At 69.6% G+C, this 16380-nt stretch carries 17 protein-coding genes and 1 riboswitch; of the genes, 11 read left to right on the top strand and 6 right to left on the bottom strand.

Annotated elements, in window-relative coordinates; genetic code table 11:
- Window positions 1–16: 16 nt before the first annotated feature.
- Complete coding sequence (locus ACZ5BU_RS07515; RefSeq protein ID WP_465696366.1) at window positions 17–505, top strand: VOC family protein; 489 nt, start codon at window positions 17–19, stop codon at window positions 503–505.
- On the opposite strand, the gene ACZ5BU_RS07510 is transcribed toward ACZ5BU_RS07515, so the two are convergent.
- The 3 genes from ACZ5BU_RS07510 to ACZ5BU_RS07500 are packed head-to-tail and all read right to left on the bottom strand — an operon-like array spanning window position 495 to window position 2688.
- Complete coding sequence (locus ACZ5BU_RS07510; RefSeq protein WP_465696364.1) at window positions 495–1334, bottom strand: 5-oxoprolinase subunit C family protein; 840 nt, start codon at window positions 1332–1334, stop codon at window positions 495–497. The genes ACZ5BU_RS07515 and ACZ5BU_RS07510 overlap by 11 nt on opposite strands.
- Window positions 1331–1936 carry a 5-oxoprolinase subunit B family protein gene (locus ACZ5BU_RS07505; protein ID WP_465696362.1) on the bottom strand — a complete coding sequence of 202 codons (606 nt, stop codon included), beginning with the start codon at window positions 1934–1936 and terminating at the stop codon, window positions 1331–1333. Before ACZ5BU_RS07505 ends, ACZ5BU_RS07510 begins: the two co-directional genes overlap by 4 nt.
- On the bottom strand, window positions 1936–2688 hold the full coding sequence (locus ACZ5BU_RS07500; protein ID WP_465696361.1) for a LamB/YcsF family protein: 753 nt from the start codon (window positions 2686–2688) through the stop codon (window positions 1936–1938). The genes ACZ5BU_RS07505 and ACZ5BU_RS07500 overlap by 1 nt, the downstream gene beginning before the upstream one ends.
- A gap of 79 nt (window positions 2689–2767) precedes the next feature.
- Between ACZ5BU_RS07500 and ACZ5BU_RS07495 the strand changes: the two genes are divergently transcribed.
- The 8 genes from ACZ5BU_RS07495 (at window position 2768) to ACZ5BU_RS07460 (ending at window position 9357) form a co-directional block, all read left to right on the top strand.
- Complete coding sequence (locus ACZ5BU_RS07495; RefSeq protein ID WP_465696359.1) at window positions 2768–3502, top strand: GntR family transcriptional regulator; 735 nt, start codon at window positions 2768–2770, stop codon at window positions 3500–3502.
- A 42-nt stretch (window positions 3503–3544) separates the two neighbouring features.
- Window positions 3545–4963, top strand: coding sequence for an aminopeptidase P family protein (locus tag ACZ5BU_RS07490; RefSeq protein WP_465696357.1), 1419 nt, complete (start codon window positions 3545–3547; stop codon window positions 4961–4963).
- Between the two features lie 178 nt (window positions 4964–5141).
- Complete coding sequence (locus tag ACZ5BU_RS07485) at window positions 5142–5369, top strand: hypothetical protein (RefSeq protein WP_465696355.1); 228 nt, start codon at window positions 5142–5144, stop codon at window positions 5367–5369.
- Window positions 5370–5502: 133 nt separating this feature from the next.
- Window positions 5503–5607: riboswitch (glycine riboswitch) on the top strand.
- Window positions 5608–5686: 79 nt separating this feature from the next.
- Window positions 5687–7060, top strand: coding sequence for an L-serine ammonia-lyase (locus tag ACZ5BU_RS07480; protein WP_465696353.1), 1374 nt, complete (start codon window positions 5687–5689; stop codon window positions 7058–7060).
- Between the two features lie 53 nt (window positions 7061–7113).
- Complete coding sequence (locus tag ACZ5BU_RS07475; RefSeq protein ID WP_465696351.1) at window positions 7114–7944, top strand: helix-turn-helix transcriptional regulator; 831 nt, start codon at window positions 7114–7116, stop codon at window positions 7942–7944.
- 140 nt (window positions 7945–8084) lie between these two features.
- The gene (locus tag ACZ5BU_RS07470; protein ID WP_465696349.1) at window positions 8085–8663 is read left to right on the top strand and encodes a hypothetical protein; all 579 of its coding nucleotides are present in this window, start codon (window positions 8085–8087) and stop codon (window positions 8661–8663) included.
- A gap of 29 nt (window positions 8664–8692) precedes the next feature.
- Window positions 8693–8926 (top strand): ribbon-helix-helix domain-containing protein, encoded by a 234-nt coding sequence (locus ACZ5BU_RS07465; protein ID WP_465696348.1) that lies wholly within the window; start codon window positions 8693–8695, stop codon window positions 8924–8926.
- Window positions 8923–9357: a PIN domain-containing protein gene (locus tag ACZ5BU_RS07460; RefSeq protein WP_465696346.1), complete on the top strand. Its 435-nt coding sequence runs from the start codon at window positions 8923–8925 to the stop codon at window positions 9355–9357. Before ACZ5BU_RS07465 ends, ACZ5BU_RS07460 begins: the two co-directional genes overlap by 4 nt.
- Here the strand turns inward: ACZ5BU_RS07460 and ACZ5BU_RS07455 are convergent.
- Both ACZ5BU_RS07455 and lysX read right to left on the bottom strand, forming a co-directional pair.
- Window positions 9354–10193 carry a hypothetical protein gene (locus ACZ5BU_RS07455; protein WP_465696344.1) on the bottom strand — a complete coding sequence of 280 codons (840 nt, stop codon included), beginning with the start codon at window positions 10191–10193 and terminating at the stop codon, window positions 9354–9356. The genes ACZ5BU_RS07460 and ACZ5BU_RS07455 overlap by 4 nt on opposite strands.
- Before the next feature lie 136 nt (window positions 10194–10329).
- Window positions 10330–13686, bottom strand: coding sequence for a bifunctional lysylphosphatidylglycerol synthetase/lysine--tRNA ligase LysX (lysX, locus tag ACZ5BU_RS07450; protein ID WP_465696343.1), 3357 nt, complete (start codon window positions 13684–13686; stop codon window positions 10330–10332).
- Between the two features lie 109 nt (window positions 13687–13795).
- Here lysX and ACZ5BU_RS07445 point away from each other — a divergent pair, with 109 nt between their 5' ends.
- The gene (locus tag ACZ5BU_RS07445) at window positions 13796–14503 is read left to right on the top strand and encodes a DUF998 domain-containing protein (protein ID WP_465696341.1); all 708 of its coding nucleotides are present in this window, start codon (window positions 13796–13798) and stop codon (window positions 14501–14503) included.
- Window positions 14466–15245, top strand: coding sequence for an alpha/beta fold hydrolase (locus ACZ5BU_RS07440; RefSeq protein WP_465696339.1), 780 nt, complete (start codon window positions 14466–14468; stop codon window positions 15243–15245). The genes ACZ5BU_RS07445 and ACZ5BU_RS07440 overlap by 38 nt, the downstream gene beginning before the upstream one ends.
- Here ACZ5BU_RS07440 and ACZ5BU_RS07435 read toward each other — a convergent pair.
- Window positions 15216–16376: an epoxide hydrolase family protein gene (locus tag ACZ5BU_RS07435; protein ID WP_465696338.1), complete on the bottom strand. Its 1161-nt coding sequence runs from the start codon at window positions 16374–16376 to the stop codon at window positions 15216–15218. The two genes, ACZ5BU_RS07440 and ACZ5BU_RS07435, sit on opposite strands and share 30 nt — an antisense overlap.
- Window positions 16377–16380 lie beyond the last annotated feature (4 nt).

Raw genomic sequence — 16380 nt, 5'->3', positions numbered from 1 at the left:
CCGACAGGCTGAAGGCATGACGATTCAAGGGAAGTCGACCATCACCCCGTACGTCGCGGCCAAGGGCGCCGACAAGTTCCTCGAGTTCGTGGAGCGCACGTTCGAGGTGCGCACGTCCGGCCGGTTCGCGAACGAGGACGGCACCGTCGGCCATGCGGAGATCACCGTCGGCGAGTCGGTGCTGATGACGTTCGACGCGGCGCCCGAGTGGCCGGACACGCCCGCGTTCCTGAGCGTGTACGTCGACGACGTCGAGCGGACGTACCAGCGAGCGCTGGACGCGGGCGCGACCGTCGTGACCGAGCTGCTGTACTCCGGCATCACCGGCGACCGCGGCGGCCGGGTCAAGGATCCGCTGGGCAACATCTGGTGGCTGCAGACCCATGTCGAGGATGTCGACCTGAGCACGGTCCACGAGCGGTTCGCGGACCCGGCGGAGCTCGCGGTCATGCGTCGTGCGCAGGAGTCGTTCCGGGACGAGATGCGCAGCCGTACTAAGAGCTGATCAGCCGCACCGGCTGGCCCGGGCGGACCTGGGCGCAGGCGTCGAGGTCCGCCGAGGCGACGTACGCGATGACCGGGTAGCCGCCGGTCACGGGGTGGTCGGCGAGGAAGATGACCGGCGTGCCGGACGGCGGGATCTGGATCGCTCCGCGGGTCATACCTTCGCTGGCGAGTTCGCCGGTACGGGCGCGTTCCAGCGGCTCACCGTCGAGGCGGACGCCGACGCGGTTGCTGTTGGTGCTCACCTCATAGACCTGTGAGGTGAGGGATGCCCAGCCGGCGTCGGTGAACCAGTCCCGTCTTGGGCCCGGGGTTACTCGCAGTTCCACCTGGCCGGCGGCGGGATGGCGTACGGGGGCCTGATCTACGCCAGGCATCGGATGCACTGGCGAACCGACCCGCAGCGTTTGCCCGGCAACGAGTGGTGACGGGCCGAGGCCGGACAGCAGGTCGGTGGAGCGGGAGCCCAGGACGGGCGGTACGTCGATGCCGCCGCGGACGGCCACGTAGGTGCGCAGGCCGCTGACCGGTGCGCCGAACCGCAGGACCTCGCCGGACCGAAGGAGGGTCGGGGCGTTCAGGGGTACGCCGGTGCAGGGTGCGCCGGTGATGGCGACGAGGAGGTCGTTGTCGGCGTGGACGACGAGGCCGCCGTAGGTGACCTCCAGTGCGGCTGCGCCGACCTCGTTGCCGACCAGCCGGTTCGCCAGCGCGTAGGACGACCGGTCGCAGGCGCCGGACGCGGGAACGCCGAGGGCCGCTTGGCCGGCCCGTCCGCGGTCCTGGATTGTTGCCAACGGCCCCGTTTCGAGAACGGTCAGGCTGCTCATCCACGACCCGCGTCGACGAACCGGACCCGGCGCCCGGGGTAGAACAGTGCGGCAGGTTCGCGGTCGGCGTCGAAGATCCGTACCGACGTACGGCCGATCAGCTGCCACCCACCCGGGGACTCGCGCGGGTAGACCCCGCTGAACTCGCCGCCCAGCGCGACCGCACCGGCCGGAACCTTCGTCCGCGGCGACGTCCTGCGCGGGACGTCCCAGTCGCCGACCGAGGTCAGATACCCGAACCCCGGGGCGAACCCGGAGAAGGCGACGGTCCACTCATCGGCGGTGTGCCGGGCGATCACGTCGGAAGGGGTGCACCCGAGCAGGCCGGCGACGTCACCGAGGTCCTCGCCGTCGTAGACGACCGGGACCTCGATCAGGTCACCCGTCGCCCGGCGATCGCGGGCCGGCGTCAGGTCGTGCAGCGTACGGGACAAGGTGGCGAGGTCGCCGGTCGTGGTGACGAGGATCGTACGAGCGGCCGGAACGATGTCGACCAGGTCGTCCGGCGGATCGGCGCTCAGGGCGGCGTAGTACCCGAGTACCTCGTCGAGGTCGTCCAGCTCCACCAGCAAGGCCCGGTCCCCGGAAGGCAGGATCCGCATCAGCCTGCGAACGGGCGCAACGGGACGCCCGCTCCCTCCAGCGCGCCACGCACCCGCCGGGCGATCTCGACGGCGCCCGGGGTATCCCCGTGGACGCAGATCGACGCTGCTTCGACGACGAACGAGCCGCCGGCGTGGTCGCGGATCGCCTGGCCGGTCGCCATCGCCGTACAACGGGCGGCGATCTCGTCCGCGTCGTGCAGGACGGAACCGGCCTCGCTTCGCGGCACCAGCGTGCCGGACGGCGTGTACGCACGGTCCGCGAAGGCCTCGTGGACGACCTTGAGCCCGGCCTCGCCGGCGAGCCGCAGCCATGCCGAACCGGGCAGTCCCAGCACCGGAAGGGTCTTGTCGTACTCCGCGACGGCGGTCACCACCGCGGTCGCCTGCTCGAGGTGGTGGCCGATGGTGTTGTACAGCGCCCCGTGCGGCTTCACGTACCGGACCCGGTCGCCCGCGATCCGCGCGAACGCGTCCAGCGCGCCGAGCTGGTACACGACCTCATCGCGCAGGACCGCCGGCTCCACATCCAGGAAACGCCGGCCGAACCCGGCCTTGTCGGCGTACCCGACGTGGGCGCCGATCGCGACGCCGCGCTCGACCGCCTCGGCCGTCACCCGGCGCATGATCGACGGGTCGCCCGCGTGGAAGCCGCAGGCGACGTTCGCGCTCGTCACCACCTCGAGCAGCGCCGAGTCGTCACCCATCGACCAGGAACCGAAGCCCTCGCCCAGGTCCGCGTTGAGGTCCATGCGTTTGAGCGTAAGGATTGTTGAACAATCCTGCAAGAGGCTTGTTCCACTTTTCCCGCCCAGCTGGGATGATGCAGAGATGACTGAGACCGGCCGCCAGGCCTGGCTGCGGACCGTCGCGGCCGACGTCGCGCGGCTGGACCGGAGCAGCTCGGCGGAGCGGGCCGCGGACATCCTCCGCCGCAGTATCACCGAGGGTGCGCTGCCGCCCGGCGCCCAGCTGTCCGAGGTCGAGCTGACCGAAGTACTGGAGGTCAGCCGGAACACGCTTCGCGAGGCGTTCCGGCTGCTCACCCACGAGGGCCTGCTCGTCTACAAGCTGCATCGCGGCGTGTTCGTCCCGGAGCTCGGCGAGCAGGACGTGATCGACCTGTACCGGCTGCGCCGCGTCCTCGAGGTCGACGTCGTACGCGGCCTGGCCGACCGCGATCCGGAGCTCCCGGCGAGCCGGCTCGAACCGCTGCACGACGACGTCGAAGCGGCCGAGGCGGCGGCGCAGGCGGATCGCTGGCCTGCTGTCGGTACGGCGAACATGCGCTTCCACGAGCACCTGATCGGGCTCGCCGACAGCTCACGGATGGACGCGATGACCGGCCGGCTGCTGGCCGAGCTGCGGCTGTTGTTCCACGTGATCGCGGCGCCGCGCGAGCTGCACGAGCCGTACATCGAGCGCAACCGCGGGCTGTTCGAGCTGCTCGAGGCGCGCAAGTACGAGCAGGCCGCGGCGGACCTGCACGAGTACCTGCTCGACTCCGAGCAGGGCATCCTGGCCGCCTTCCGGGATAAGGGCTTGCAAAGCCAACCGCCAACCTGAGTTGATGAGTCAAACCGTCAGCAGCAAAGGGGAGCACAGGTCATGACCGAAACCGACCAGACGCCGAAGTCCTACCGCCCGATCGACGCCAAGGGTTTCCGGGACTTCGTCTCCCGTGGCTGGGGGCCGGTCGACCGGTCGGTGACGGTGCCGGAGGGGCTCGCCAAGGCGGCCGCCGAGCATCGGCGCAAGCTCGCCGCCGCGCTGCCGGGCCGGCGGATCGCGCTCGCGGCCGGCCGGGCGCCGGTCCGGTCGAACGACACCGACTACCAGTTCCGCGCCGACAGCGACTTCGTCTGGCTGACCGGTTGCCAGGCGGAGGGCGCCGTACTCGTGATCTCCGGGGACGGCGACGCGACGTTGTACCTGCGCGAGACGGCCGGCCCGGACGAGGCGGACTTCTTCGCGAACGCGCGCGACGGTGAGCTGTGGATCGGCCCGGTGCCCGGCCTTAAGGACTGGTCGGACGCGCTGCAGATCGCCTGCCGCCCGATCGAGGAGCTGCCCGCGGCGGTGCGCGGCGCTGTTCCGTTCATGTTGTCGGTCCCGGGGGTCGAGCCGATGCTCGACGCGCTCGTCCGTACGTCGCCCACCGACGGCAACGCGCTCCGCCAGACCCTCGCCGAGCTGCGTCGGATCAAGGACGACTGGGAGCTCGACCAACTGCGCGAGGCCGTCGCGGTCAGCGTGCAGGCGTTCGGCGACGTCGCGAGCGAGCTGCCCGAGGCGATCCGTGGCGGCGGCGAGCGCTGGCTGCAGGGCACCTTCGACCGGCGCGCGCGGACCGCCGGCAACGGCGTCGGCTACGCGTCGATCGTTGCTGCTGGCAACCACGCGCCGGTGCTGCACTGGGTCCGCAACGACGGCCCGGTGAACGAGGGTGACGTGATCCTGCTGGACGCCGGCGTCGAGACCCGTACGCTCTACACCGCCGACGTGACCCGGACCTTCCCGGCCACCGGTGAGTACACCGCGGCGCAGCGGCAGGTGCACGACCTGGTGCACAAGGCCCAGCTCGCGTCGCTCGACGCCGTCAAGGTCGGGGCGCCGTACCGCGCCTTCCAGCACGAGGCGCTCCGCGTCCTGGCCGAGGGCCTGCGGGACTGGGGTCTGCTGGACGCGTCCATCGACGAGCTGCTCGGCCCGGACGGTCAGCACCACCGCCGGTACATCGTCTGCGGCACCGGCCACTACATCGGCCTCGACGTCCACGACTGCGACGCGTCCCGGCCGGAGGCGTACTTCGCCGGCACCATCGAGGCCGGCATGGCGCTCGCGGTCGAGCCGGGCCTGTACTTCCACCCCAACGACGAGACCGTGCCGCCGGAGCTGCGCGGGATCGGCATCCGGATCGAGGACAACGTGGTGGTGCACGAGGACCGGCTGGAGATCCTCACCGAGGCGCTGCCGATCACCACCGACGGCCTCGAGCAGTGGACCCGCTCCCACCTCGGAAAGTAATCAAAATTACCGGTCACGAACAGTAACATTCGCCGCAAGCGCACGATGTAGTAGACGGGGGAGGGCTGATCTCGGCTCGGCGCGTGGCTGTGGGGGGCCGCGTACCACGCGCCAAGCCGAGGCAGCCTCAACTGGGGCCAAGGGGGACCCAGATCCCTGGGTACGGGGAGTAGTCATCATGAATCTACGGGTGCGCGTAATGAACTGCGGCGACCGGCACTGGTACGCCGACATCGACGACGCTGACGATCCGCAACCGGACGATCCGTTCTGGTTCGTCGACAACTGCCGGAGCCAAGCACAGGCCTTGAAGACCGCCTGCACCGAGCTCCAGCTGATGTCCGGTCGGCTGGTCCGCGGTGATCAGCTGGACCGGGTGCTGGAAATCACCGGCGTCCCGGTCTGACCGATCAGGCCCGGGTACGGCGGCGCAGGTGCCGCCGCGCTTCGGCACGCCCCGCGGACCCGAACCCGGCCGGATTGACGGCGCCCGGCAGACCGCCGTACCGTCCACAACGTCAGTCAGTACAACAGCCGCATGAACCCGTGCGGGAGAGACCCGGGCCGGCCAGCTTTCGGAACCCGGGCGCCGTAGGAGCAACTCTCCCCAAGAATCTCTCAGGCACCTTCACCGCGCGGGCGAGGCACCTCTGGAGGGCATCCGCCCAACAGAGTGGGGAGGACACCAAACGGTCAACGGCGACCGGAAGGAACCTCCACACGATGGCGATCAGTGTCTTCGACCTGTTCAGTATCGGGATCGGCCCGTCGAGCTCCCACACCGTGGGTCCGATGCGCGCCGCCCGGACCTTCGCACTCGGCCTCGCCGCCGACGGCCTGCTGGGCGCGACGGCGACCGTCGAGGCGCAGCTGTTCGGATCGCTCGGGGCGACCGGCCACGGGCACGGCAGCAACAAGGCGGTGCTCCTCGGTCTCGAGGGCGCCGACCCGGAGACCGTGGCCACACACTCGGTCGACGCCCGCGTCGAGACGATCCGCGAGCGCGGCCGGATCCTGCTGGCCGGCAGCCACGAGATCACGTTCGACGAGAACACCGACCTGGTGATGCACCGGCGCAAGGCGCTGCCGTACCACCCGAACGGGATGATCTTCGTCGCCCGCGGCGCCGACGGCGCCGTACTGCGGGAACGTACGTACTACTCGGTCGGCGGCGGCTTCGTCGTCGACGAGAACGCCGCCGCGGGGGACCGGATCGTACTGGACACCACCCCGCTGAAGTACCCGTTCACCACCGGCGCCGAGCTGCTCGACCGGTGCCGCGAGTCGCAGCTGTCGATCAGCGAGGTGATGCTGGCGAACGAGCTCGCCTGGCGGACCGAGGCCGAGATCCGCGCCGGGCTGCTGCACATCTGGCAGGTGATGCAGGACTGCGTCCGCGAGGGCTGCGAGACCGAAGGCATCCTGCCCGGCGGCCTGAAGGTGCCGCGGCGCGCGCACGCCCTGCACAAGAAGCTCAGCCAGGACCCGTGGTCGGTGGACCCGCTCAAGGTGATGGACTGGGTGAACCTGTTCGCGCTCGCGGTCAACGAGCAGAACGCGTCCGGCGGCCGGATCGTCACCGCGCCGACGAACGGTGCCGCAGGCATCATTCCCGCCGTACTGCACTACTACCGGCGCTTCGTACCCGGGGCGACCGAGGACGGGGCCGTACGGTTCCTGCTGACCGCCGGCGCGATCGGCGTGCTGTACAAGGAGAACGCGTCGATCTCCGGTGCCGAGGTCGGCTGCCAGGGTGAGGTCGGCTCCGCCTGCTCGATGGCCGCGGCCGGTCTGTGCGAGGTGCTCGGTGGTACGCCACAGCAGGTCGAGAACGCTGCCGAGATCGCGATGGAGCATAACCTCGGGCTGACCTGCGACCCGGTCGGGGGCCTGGTGCAGATCCCGTGCATCGAGCGGAACGCGATGGCGTCGGTGAAGGCGATCAACGCGGCCCGGATGGCGATGCACGGCGACGGCGTGCACGTGGTCACCCTCGACAAGGTGATCAAGACGATGCGCGAGACCGGCGCCGACATGAAGGTCAAGTACAAGGAGACGTCCCGCGGCGGCCTCGCCGTCAACGTCATCGAGTGCTGACCAGGTAACAGCAGTACCAGGCTGTCACCGGGCGCGCGGGTAATACTGGGAGCATGAGCGAGCTCGGGAGGACGCTGCACGCCTGGCGGGATCGGGTGGCTCCTTCGGAGGTCGGGCTGCCGGCCGGCGGGAACCGGCGCGCGCCCGGGTTGCGGCGTGAGGAACTGGCGTTGCTCGCCGGGTTGTCGGTCGACTACATCGTGCGGCTGGAGCAGGGGCGGTCGGACTCGCCGTCGGCACAGGTACTGACCGCGCTGGCCCGGGCGCTCCGGCTGTCCGATGCCGAGCGCAACCATCTGTTCGTGCTGGCCGGCGAGGTGGAACCGTCGTCCGGGCGGATCTCGGCGTACATCCCACCCGGGGTGCAACGGATCGTGGACCAGTTGGACGGCGCACCGCTGTGCGTCTGCGACGCGGCCTGGACGATCATCACCTGGAACCCGTTGTTCGCCGCGATGGCCGGCGACCCGTCAGCGTGGCACGGGCGGCAGCGGAACATCATCTACCGGCACTTCGTCGCGCCCAGCGACCGCCTCCTGCAGACGCCGGAGCAGGCGCGGAACTTCCGGATCGCGATGGTCACCGACCTGCGCGCGTCCCTCGCCCGGTACCCGCACGACCCGGACCTGCGCGCGATGATCGACGACCTGCGGACCGGGTACGAGGAGTTCGCCCAGCTGTGGGACCAGCCGGTGATCGGGTTCCACCAGTCGGAGCGCAAGCTGATCCGGCACCCGGTGGTCGGTACCTTCGACATCGACTGCGACATCCTCGCCGTACCGGGGAGCGATCTGCGGATGGTCGTCTACACCGCCGCCCCGAACACCGAGGCCGCTGAGAAGCTCCGGTTGCTGTCGGTGGTCGGGTTGCAGACGTTGACCTGAGCAATCAGGTGACCCACCGCATTGCTACGACTGCGTATTCGGTTGTTCATTACTAGACTTTCAAGTCCTGGTGTGGAATTTCTTCCAAGGGCTGTTTGAAACGCCTGGCGACCCGATACTCTGCGGGACTTGTGAATCCGATGTCCGCCAGGGTTTCCCGGCGCCGCCGTCAGGTCGCCGCCGGCGTGAGCGTCGTGGTCGGCGGATACCTCGTACTGGTCCTGATCGCCCTGCTCGGCGGTCCGCGGATCGGGGCGCCGTTCCTGCCGCTGCCCGGCGCCGGCCCCGAACCGGCCAGCCCGACCGCCGCATCCCAACCCGGTCGACCGAGCGAGAACATCGCGATCCCGCACACCACCACTTCGACGCCGGGCGGCCCGCCCTCCTTCGCCGCAACCACTCCGTTGCCGACAGCAACCAAACCCGGCGAGGTCGACCTCCCGGCCGGCATCACCACGACGCCGTACCCGTCTCCCACGGACGGCACGCCGACCCCGCAGATCGTCGAGACCATCGTCCCGACCATCCCACCGGCCACCCGCCGCCCCCCGACCGCAACCCCGCCGACAACCGACCGCAACACACCGGCCCCACCGACCGCCACCCCGACCACAGCGTCACCAAGCCCAACAGCTCCACCGACAACCCCGAACGACCCAGGCAACAGCGGCGGCCTCGGCAGCGCCCTCGGCCGCCTCCTCCACAAACTAGGCCTCTGACGCGCGTGTACGTGTGTTAGGGTTGGTACATGTCGATGAAGCGCACGAACGTCTACGCCGATCCCGAGGATCTGGCGCTGATCAAGGACGCCTCTCGTCGGCGTGGGATTCCGGAAGCCGAGATCATCCGCGAAGGCATCCACCTCGCCGCGATGGCGAACCGGGTGTGGGACGAGCCGCTCGACTGGCCGACGTTCGACGGGAGCGGTGAGCCGGTGACGAAGGACGAGATTCGCGACGAGGTCGCCCGGCGTGCCCGGTGATCCTCGTCGCCGATACCTCGGGCATCATCGCTGCCTTCGATCGCAACGCACCGGAAGGCCCCTCCTGCCGAAAGCTTCTGCAGGAGGCTGGAACGGTCATCCTGTCGCCACTCGTCCTTGCCGAGGTGGACCACCTGGCCCGTGCCCGTCTCGGTGCGACAGCACGCTCGACGATTCTCGAGCTGCTGACCACACAGGTGCAACGGATGCGGTTTCAGGTTCCGGACATCGGCGCCGAGACCTTGGCGACCGCGCTCACGGTGATCAACCGCTATGCCGACCTCGACCTCGATCTCGCCGATGCGATCTCCGTCGCGCTGGCCGCCGATTACCGCACCGACGCCGTTCTGACACTTGATCGGCGCGATTTCCGGGCGCTGCGTCCGCTGACGCCGCATAAAGCATTCCGGTTGTATCCGGACGATCTTTAATATGCCTCGACCTCGGTGGTGTCGGCGTTGCCGCCGGGGCGGGGTTGGAGGTTTACCTGCCAGCCCTGGTTCCTCGCGAAGGTCTGGTCGAACTTCTTGAACGAGCAGCCCGCGCGGAACTTGCGGTGTGCGGCGTCCCAGTCGGAGCCGGACTTGAAGTACAGCCGGTAGGCGCCACCGATCTGGTCGAGGGTCGCGCTCTTGGTCGCCTGGAGGTAGACCATGATCTGCGGGCTGCTCGGCGGCTGGCCGTCCGCGACGACCGAGATCGCGACGTCCTTCGCCGTACCGTTGGTGATCTTCAACCGCCCGAGCCCGTCGGCGCCCCGCCGGACCAGGACCGTGCCGCTCGCGGGCCGTGCGTCCTTCGGCGCCGGCCCCGGATCGGGCAGCGTCTTGCCGAACGTCAGCTTCAACCGCTCCAGCTGGTCGAGCGCGGTACCCAGGTCGGTGCGCACCTGTCGTTGCACCTTCTGTGAGGTGTACGGGGCTCCGCCGCAGCGTGCGTCGTCCTCGGTTTGATCGGCCGAGCTCGTCAGCCGGCTCGCGGCGACGCCGATCCGTTCCTGCAGCAGTTGGTGTACGGGGTTCAACCGGGACGTCACGGTGATCGCGGCCAGCCGGATGCCGATCGTGTTCAGCGACTGCGCGAGCGCGACCATCGCCGCGCTCAGTCCCTCGGCGGTCCGGACGCGGGTCAGCCGCTGCGACGTGATCGCGAGCACCTGGTCGATCCGGGTCAGCTCGGCCTGGTACGCCGCCGTACCCAACGGCCCGGCCGGCGTCACCGTCGCCGCCGGTGCCGGTTCCGGTTCCGGCACAGCACTACTCGCCACCGACGCCACCGGACTCGGCGCAGGATCCGACGCCCCGCCACAGCCCGCCACCAAACACACCCCGATACAGAGCGCAAGCCAGCGCATCCCCACCCCACCCCCCAGGTCCCCACCCGTGCTCAGTAAGGGTAAGGCATCAGTCCCGTGGTGCGGGACGGACGAACGGGAAAGCCAGCGTGCTGCGGATGTTCTGGCCGGTCAGCATCATCATTACCCGGTCCACGCCGATCCCGAGTCCGCCGGTCGGAGGCATCGCGTACTCGAGCGCGGACAGGAAGTCCTCGTCCAGCGACATCGCCTCGGGGTCGCCGGCGGCGGCCTTCAGCGACTGTGCGGTGAGGCGGCGGCGCTGCTCGACCGGGTCGACCAGTTCGGAGTACGCGGTACCGATCTCGGCACCGAACGCGACCAGGTCCCAGCGCTCGGCGAGCCGGGGTTCGGAGCGGTGGTTGCGGGTCAGCGGCGACGTCTCCAACGGGAAGTCGGTGTAGAACGTCGGCACCGTCGTGTTCGGCTCGACGAGCTCGTCGTACAGCTCCAGCACCAGTTCGCCCGCGGACATCTCGAACGTCGTGTGCACGCCGTGTTCCGCACACAGCTCCCGGAGCCATGCGACCGGGGTGTCGACGTCCACGGACACCCCGGCAGCCTGGCCGACCGCGTCGTGCACGGTGACCACGGGCCACTCGCCGGAGATGTCGATCTCCTCGCCGTCCCGCCGTACGACGGGCTTGCCGTAGACCGCGATCGCCGCCTCGATCAACAGCTCGCGGGTCAGCTCACGCATCACCACGTAGTCGGCGTACGGCTGGTAGGCCTCGACCGAGGTGAACTCCGGGTTGTGGGTCGCGTCGGCGCCCTCGTTGCGGAAGTTGCGGTTCAGCTCGAAGATCTTGCCCATCCCGCCGACGCTCAGCCGCTTCAGGAACAGCTCGGGCGCGATCCGCAGGAACAGGTCGGTGTCGTAGGCGTTGATGTGGGTGACGAACGGCCGCGCGTTCGCGCCGCCGTGCACCGCCTGCAGCATCGGCGTCTCCACCTCGACGAACCCGCGCGCCTCGAAACCGTTGCGCAGGGCCCGTACCGCGGCGCTCCGTTGCTGCATCATCCGCAGCGAGTCCGGGTTCATCACCAGGTCGATGTGGCGCTGCCGGACCCGTGCCTCGGGGTCGGTGAACCCCTTCCGCTTGTCCGGCAACGGGTGCAGGCACTTGGCCGCCATCGTCCACGTGGTCGCCGCGATCGACAGCTCGCCGCGGCGGCTCGTGACGATCTCGCCGGTGACGCTGACGTGGTCGCCGATGTCGACGAGTCGCCGCCACTGGTCCAGCGGTACGTCGCCACACGCGTCGGCGGTCAGCATCACCTGCAGCTGGGTCAGCCCGTCCTGCAACTGCGCGAACGACAGCCCGCCGTGGTCCCGCATCCGCAGCACCCGGCCGGTGACGGACACGGCGTGGCCGGTGTGGTGGTCCGGCGGGAGGTTCGGGTACAGCTCGCGGACCCGTTCCAGCGTCTCGGTACGCGGCACGCTGACCGGGTACGGGTCGATGCCTGCGGCAACAAGCTCGGCCAGCTTGGTCCGCCGGATCTGCTCCTGCTCGGTGAGCTTCCGGGTCGGCAGCGCGGGCCGTAGCAGCTCGTCCTCCTGCTCGCGTACGGCCGTTGCGAACACGCCGCCGTCCGTAGCCCTGATCGCGTGCCGCTCGGCCGCCTCCACGGTGTCTACACGTGTCCACGGCCGTGGCGCGGGCAGGAAGCCCTCCGCCGTGCCCGCAGCGAGGACGACCTGGGCGAGCGACGCGCCACGCGAGTAGCACATCAGTCGCGGTGACCAGCGCGGCAGGTACTTCTCGTTCGACTGGTAGAGACTTTCCAGTTGCCAGAAACGGGACGCCCCGGTCAGCAGCGCGTTCGTGAGTCGCAGTACCGGGCCGGCGCCGACGCGTTCGGCGTCGCTGAAGATCTCGCGGAACATCGCGAAGTTCAGCGAGATCCGGTGGATCCCGAGATCGTGACCCGCCTCGATCAGCGAGGTGACCATGAACTCCATCAGCCCGTTCGCGGACTCCGGGTCGCGCCGCATCACGTCCAGCGACACCCCGCGCACTCCCCACGGTACGAACGACAGCAACCCGCGGACGATGCCGGCGGAGTCCCGCGCGATCACCATCACGCACCGCGCGTCGGCCGGGTCGCCGAGCCGCCCGAGCGCCATCGAGAACCCGCGCTCGGTCCGCGCCCCGCGCCACTTCTCGGTGAGATGGACGTACTCCGCCAGCGCTTCGGGGGACAGGTCCCCGTGCCGTACCACCTCCGCGTGGTACCCCGCCCGCTGCACCCGCGTGACCGCCTGGCGTACCGGCCGCATCGTCCGGCCCTCGAGGGTGAAGTCGGCGACGTCGATGATCGCCTCGTCGCCCATCGACAGGGCGCGCAGCCCGGCGTCCACGTACGCGTGCGCCGCCTCCTCGCTCGCGGACAGCACCGCGGGGGACCAGCCGTACCGGCGGGCTTCGGCGAGCCAGCGCTGGATCGCGGCCGGCCAGGCGGCCGGGTCACCGAGCGGATCGCCACTGGCCAGGCTGACCCCGTTCACCACCCGGTACGCGATCGCGGCGTCGTTGCCCGGGGCGAACACCACCGCCTTGTCCCGGCGGGTGGCGAAGTACCCGAGGGAGTCGCGTTCGCCGTGCAGCAGGAGCAGGCGCCGTACTTGGAGCTCCTCGGGCTGGGTGAGGTACCGGACCCGCTGGACGGAGCGGAGGAAGATCCAGAACGCGACCACCAGCGAGGCCGCCGAGATCGCGCCGACGGTCAGGCCGATCCAGCCGTGGCCCTCGTGGCCGCCCATCTTGCTGCGGGACTGCCCGAGCGCGGCGATCACGGCCCAGCCGATCTTCTGCCGCTGGCCGGACAGGGTCCGCGGGAACAACTGGGTGAGGGTGATGCTGACCGCGATCGAGATCAGCATGCCGAACACGAGTGCGCCGATCGCGAGCCGGCGGCTACCGGGTGCCAGCCGGGCCGGGAACGCGCCGCGGATCTGCCACAGCAGGACGACGATGGCAGCGATCACGACCGCCTGCACGATGCCCCACTCCAGGTCCTGGACGCTGGCCGGGCCGAAGTCGCGGAGCAGTTCCGCGTCGGTCGGGTTGGCCAGCCGGACACTGGTGAACGCGATCCCGGCGATCTGCGCCAGGAACCAGAGCGCCTCGAAGACCCACAGCACCCAGAGCAGCGCGGCGCGCTTGCCGCGCAGCAAGGCACTGCCGACGACTGCGAGGTAGACGGCGGAGAAGATCGTGTGCCCGGCCGGGATGCCGACGAAGTCGAACGCGATGTCGACGTGCTTGACCAGCCTGGGATTCGCGACATGCAACGGGATTGCAACAAACGACCAGACCGAGGCCAGCACGACGACGCGGCCCACCCAGACCGCGGCTCGGTGTTGCCACACCGGTACTACTGCTGTTTGCTCCGACCGCACCAGCCGATCATCCCATTAGTTTGCTGAGACTTCGGTCGACCTAGGTCTACCCAGACAGTACAGCTGACGCTACAGCCAATACTTTGGTTGACATGCCACGCTGACGACTATGGCGCTTGTCCCGTACCGCCTGGTCCGCAACCTGCTCGTCGTGGCCGCCGTGCTCTACTGCAGCCTGCTGCTGGAAGCGGCTGCCGGGTTCCCGCTGGACATCCACAGCTCGTTCCTCAGCGAGCTCGGCGCGAAGGACCAGTCGACCAGCCTGTACGCGCGGGGGATGGACCTGTCGAGCAGCGTGCTGACGCTGGTCGCGGTTCTGCTCTCCCGGCGCGCGGCCAACCGGCGGTGGGACGTGGCCGGCCTGCTGATCAGTACGGCGCTGTTCGCCGTCGGGACGATGTTCGACTCGTTCTTCCCGATGGAGTGTGCACCATCGGCCGGCGAGGCCTGCCGGAGCGCCGAAGGCGGCGGCCAGGCCGGAGCGGCGCTGGTGCTGCACGAGGCGACCTCGACGATCGCAGGCGCCGGCACCATCGCTCTCGGCGTCTTCGCGGTCCTGGTGCTCTGGAGGTGCGGCTGGGGCGGGTGGCTGAGCAAACTGGTCGCGGCGCTCGCCGCCGGGGTCGTGGTGACCCAGGTCTGGCTGGGGACAGTGGTGGCCTACGAGACCCTGAGCGGTGCCGACGTGATCGCACCGGGTCTGCTGCAACGAGCCTCGACCTTGGTGACCTGCGTAATGCTGGCGACGGCATTACCAGGTCTGAGGCAGGCTTGTCCCGATGACCGTGACCTGGATCGTGGTGCCCGGCCTGGCTGAGACTCCGGAGGAGTTCAGCCGGGTCGTCGAGTTGCTGCCGGACCTCGACGTCCGCGTCATCGATCCGTGGCGTACGCCGATCACGTCGGACGTGGACACGCTGCGCGCCGCAGCCGGCCTGTCGCCGGACGCGGAGCTCGGCCTGGTCGGCCATTCGATCGGTGGGCTCGCCGTTCTGCGCTGGGCGCTGACGCGGCCGGACGAGGTGTCGCGGCTCGTACTGGTGGACAGCAGCCTCACGTCGGAGACCGGGTGGCGCCCGTTCTACCCGGGGATGCCAGGCGACCGGGCGGTGCGTTCGGTGGCGCGGCTGCTCGGGAGGGTCGGCGTACCGCAGTTGCTCGGTCCCGCCGTACGGCGGCTGATCGTGCGGCTCGGTAGCAAGTACAACCGCGACCTGCTGTCGAGAGCAACCGCCAAGAGCAGGTACGGCGGCCGCGATTCGTGGCTGCTCTTCTGGGACGAGCTGGCCGGCAGCTGGGAGTTGGCCGCCGAGGTAGGCAGGCTGGTGGCCGCCCCGATCGGCAGCATCGCGCCCACCTCCCTGTTGGTGGCAACCGGCGGCACCTCCCGTTTCACTGCCAAAGGCTGGCTCGCGGGCCAGCAACGCCTGGCTGACGCACTGAACGGAACGGTGGAAGTCCTGCCGGACTCCGCTCACCTGGTCCACCTGGATCTCCCAGACGCAATCGCCGCCACTGTCAAGAAGCCGTCACGGACTCGCGGCCAGCACAGCAGCTAGGCCTTCTCGTAGGTCGGTGACGAAGTACTCAGGGACCTCCAGCGACGGGAAGTGTCCGCCGGCTTCGGGGGACCGCCAGCGGACGATCTGCCGGTACCGCTGCTCCGACCAGGGCCGTGGGTACTTCTCGACGTCGGCGGGGTAGATGGTGATGGCGGACGGGACGTCGACCTTGAGCTCGGGGTCGAGTGAGGCGTGGCTCTCGTAGTAGATGCGGGCCGCCGAGGCGCCGGTCCGCGTCAGCCAGTACAGCGTGACGTCGTCGAGGATGCGGTCCCGGGAGATCCGTTCGAACGGGCTGTCCTCGGTGTCCGACCAGTCGGCGAACTTGTCCAGGATCCAGGCGAGCAGGCCGACCGGTGAGTCGACGAGCGAGTAGCCGATGGTCTGCGGCCGGGTTGCCTGCTGCTTCGCGTACGCCGCGCGGTGTTGCCAGAAGTCGTACGTTTCCTCGGTCCACCTGCGTTCGTCGTCCGTCAGGCCCTCGGTCGTCAGCCCGGGCGGTCCTTCCGCGAACGTCGTGTGGATGCCGAGTACGTGCGCCGGGAAACGGCCGGCCAGGACGGTGGTGATGTTGCCGCCCCAGTCGCCACCGTGGGCGGCGAACCTGGCGTAGCCGAGCCTGCCCATCAGTTCGACCCACGCAGCCGCGATCTTCTCGGTTCCCCAGCCGGTCGTGGCCGGCTTGTCGCTGTAACCGAAGCCGGGGAGCGACGGGACGACGACGTGGAACGCCGGTACGTCTGCGTTCTCCGGGTCGGCCAGCTCGTCCACCACGTCGACGAACTCGGCGATGCTGCCCGGCCAGCCGTGGGTCATGAGCAGCGGCGTCGCATCCGCGCGCGTGGACCGGCGGTGCAGGAAGTGGATGCCGAGGCCGTCGATGGTCGTACGGAACTGGCCGATCCGGTTGAGGCGCTCCTCGAACGGCCGCCAGTCGTAGCCCGTGCGCCAGTAGTCCACGACGTCGACGAGGTCGGCGAGCGGAACACCCTGATCCCAGCGGCGCTGGCCGGGCGTGGCGCCGTACACGGTCTCAGGCTCCGGCAGCCGCGCGGCGGTCAACCGCGCGCGCAGCTCGTCGAGCTCGGCGTCGGTCGCGTGGGCTTCGAACGCTTGTACGTCGTTCATCGGA

This window comes from Kribbella sp. NPDC031520, from assembly GCF_055580825.1.
This window is presented reverse-complemented; position numbering and strand designations above follow the sequence as displayed.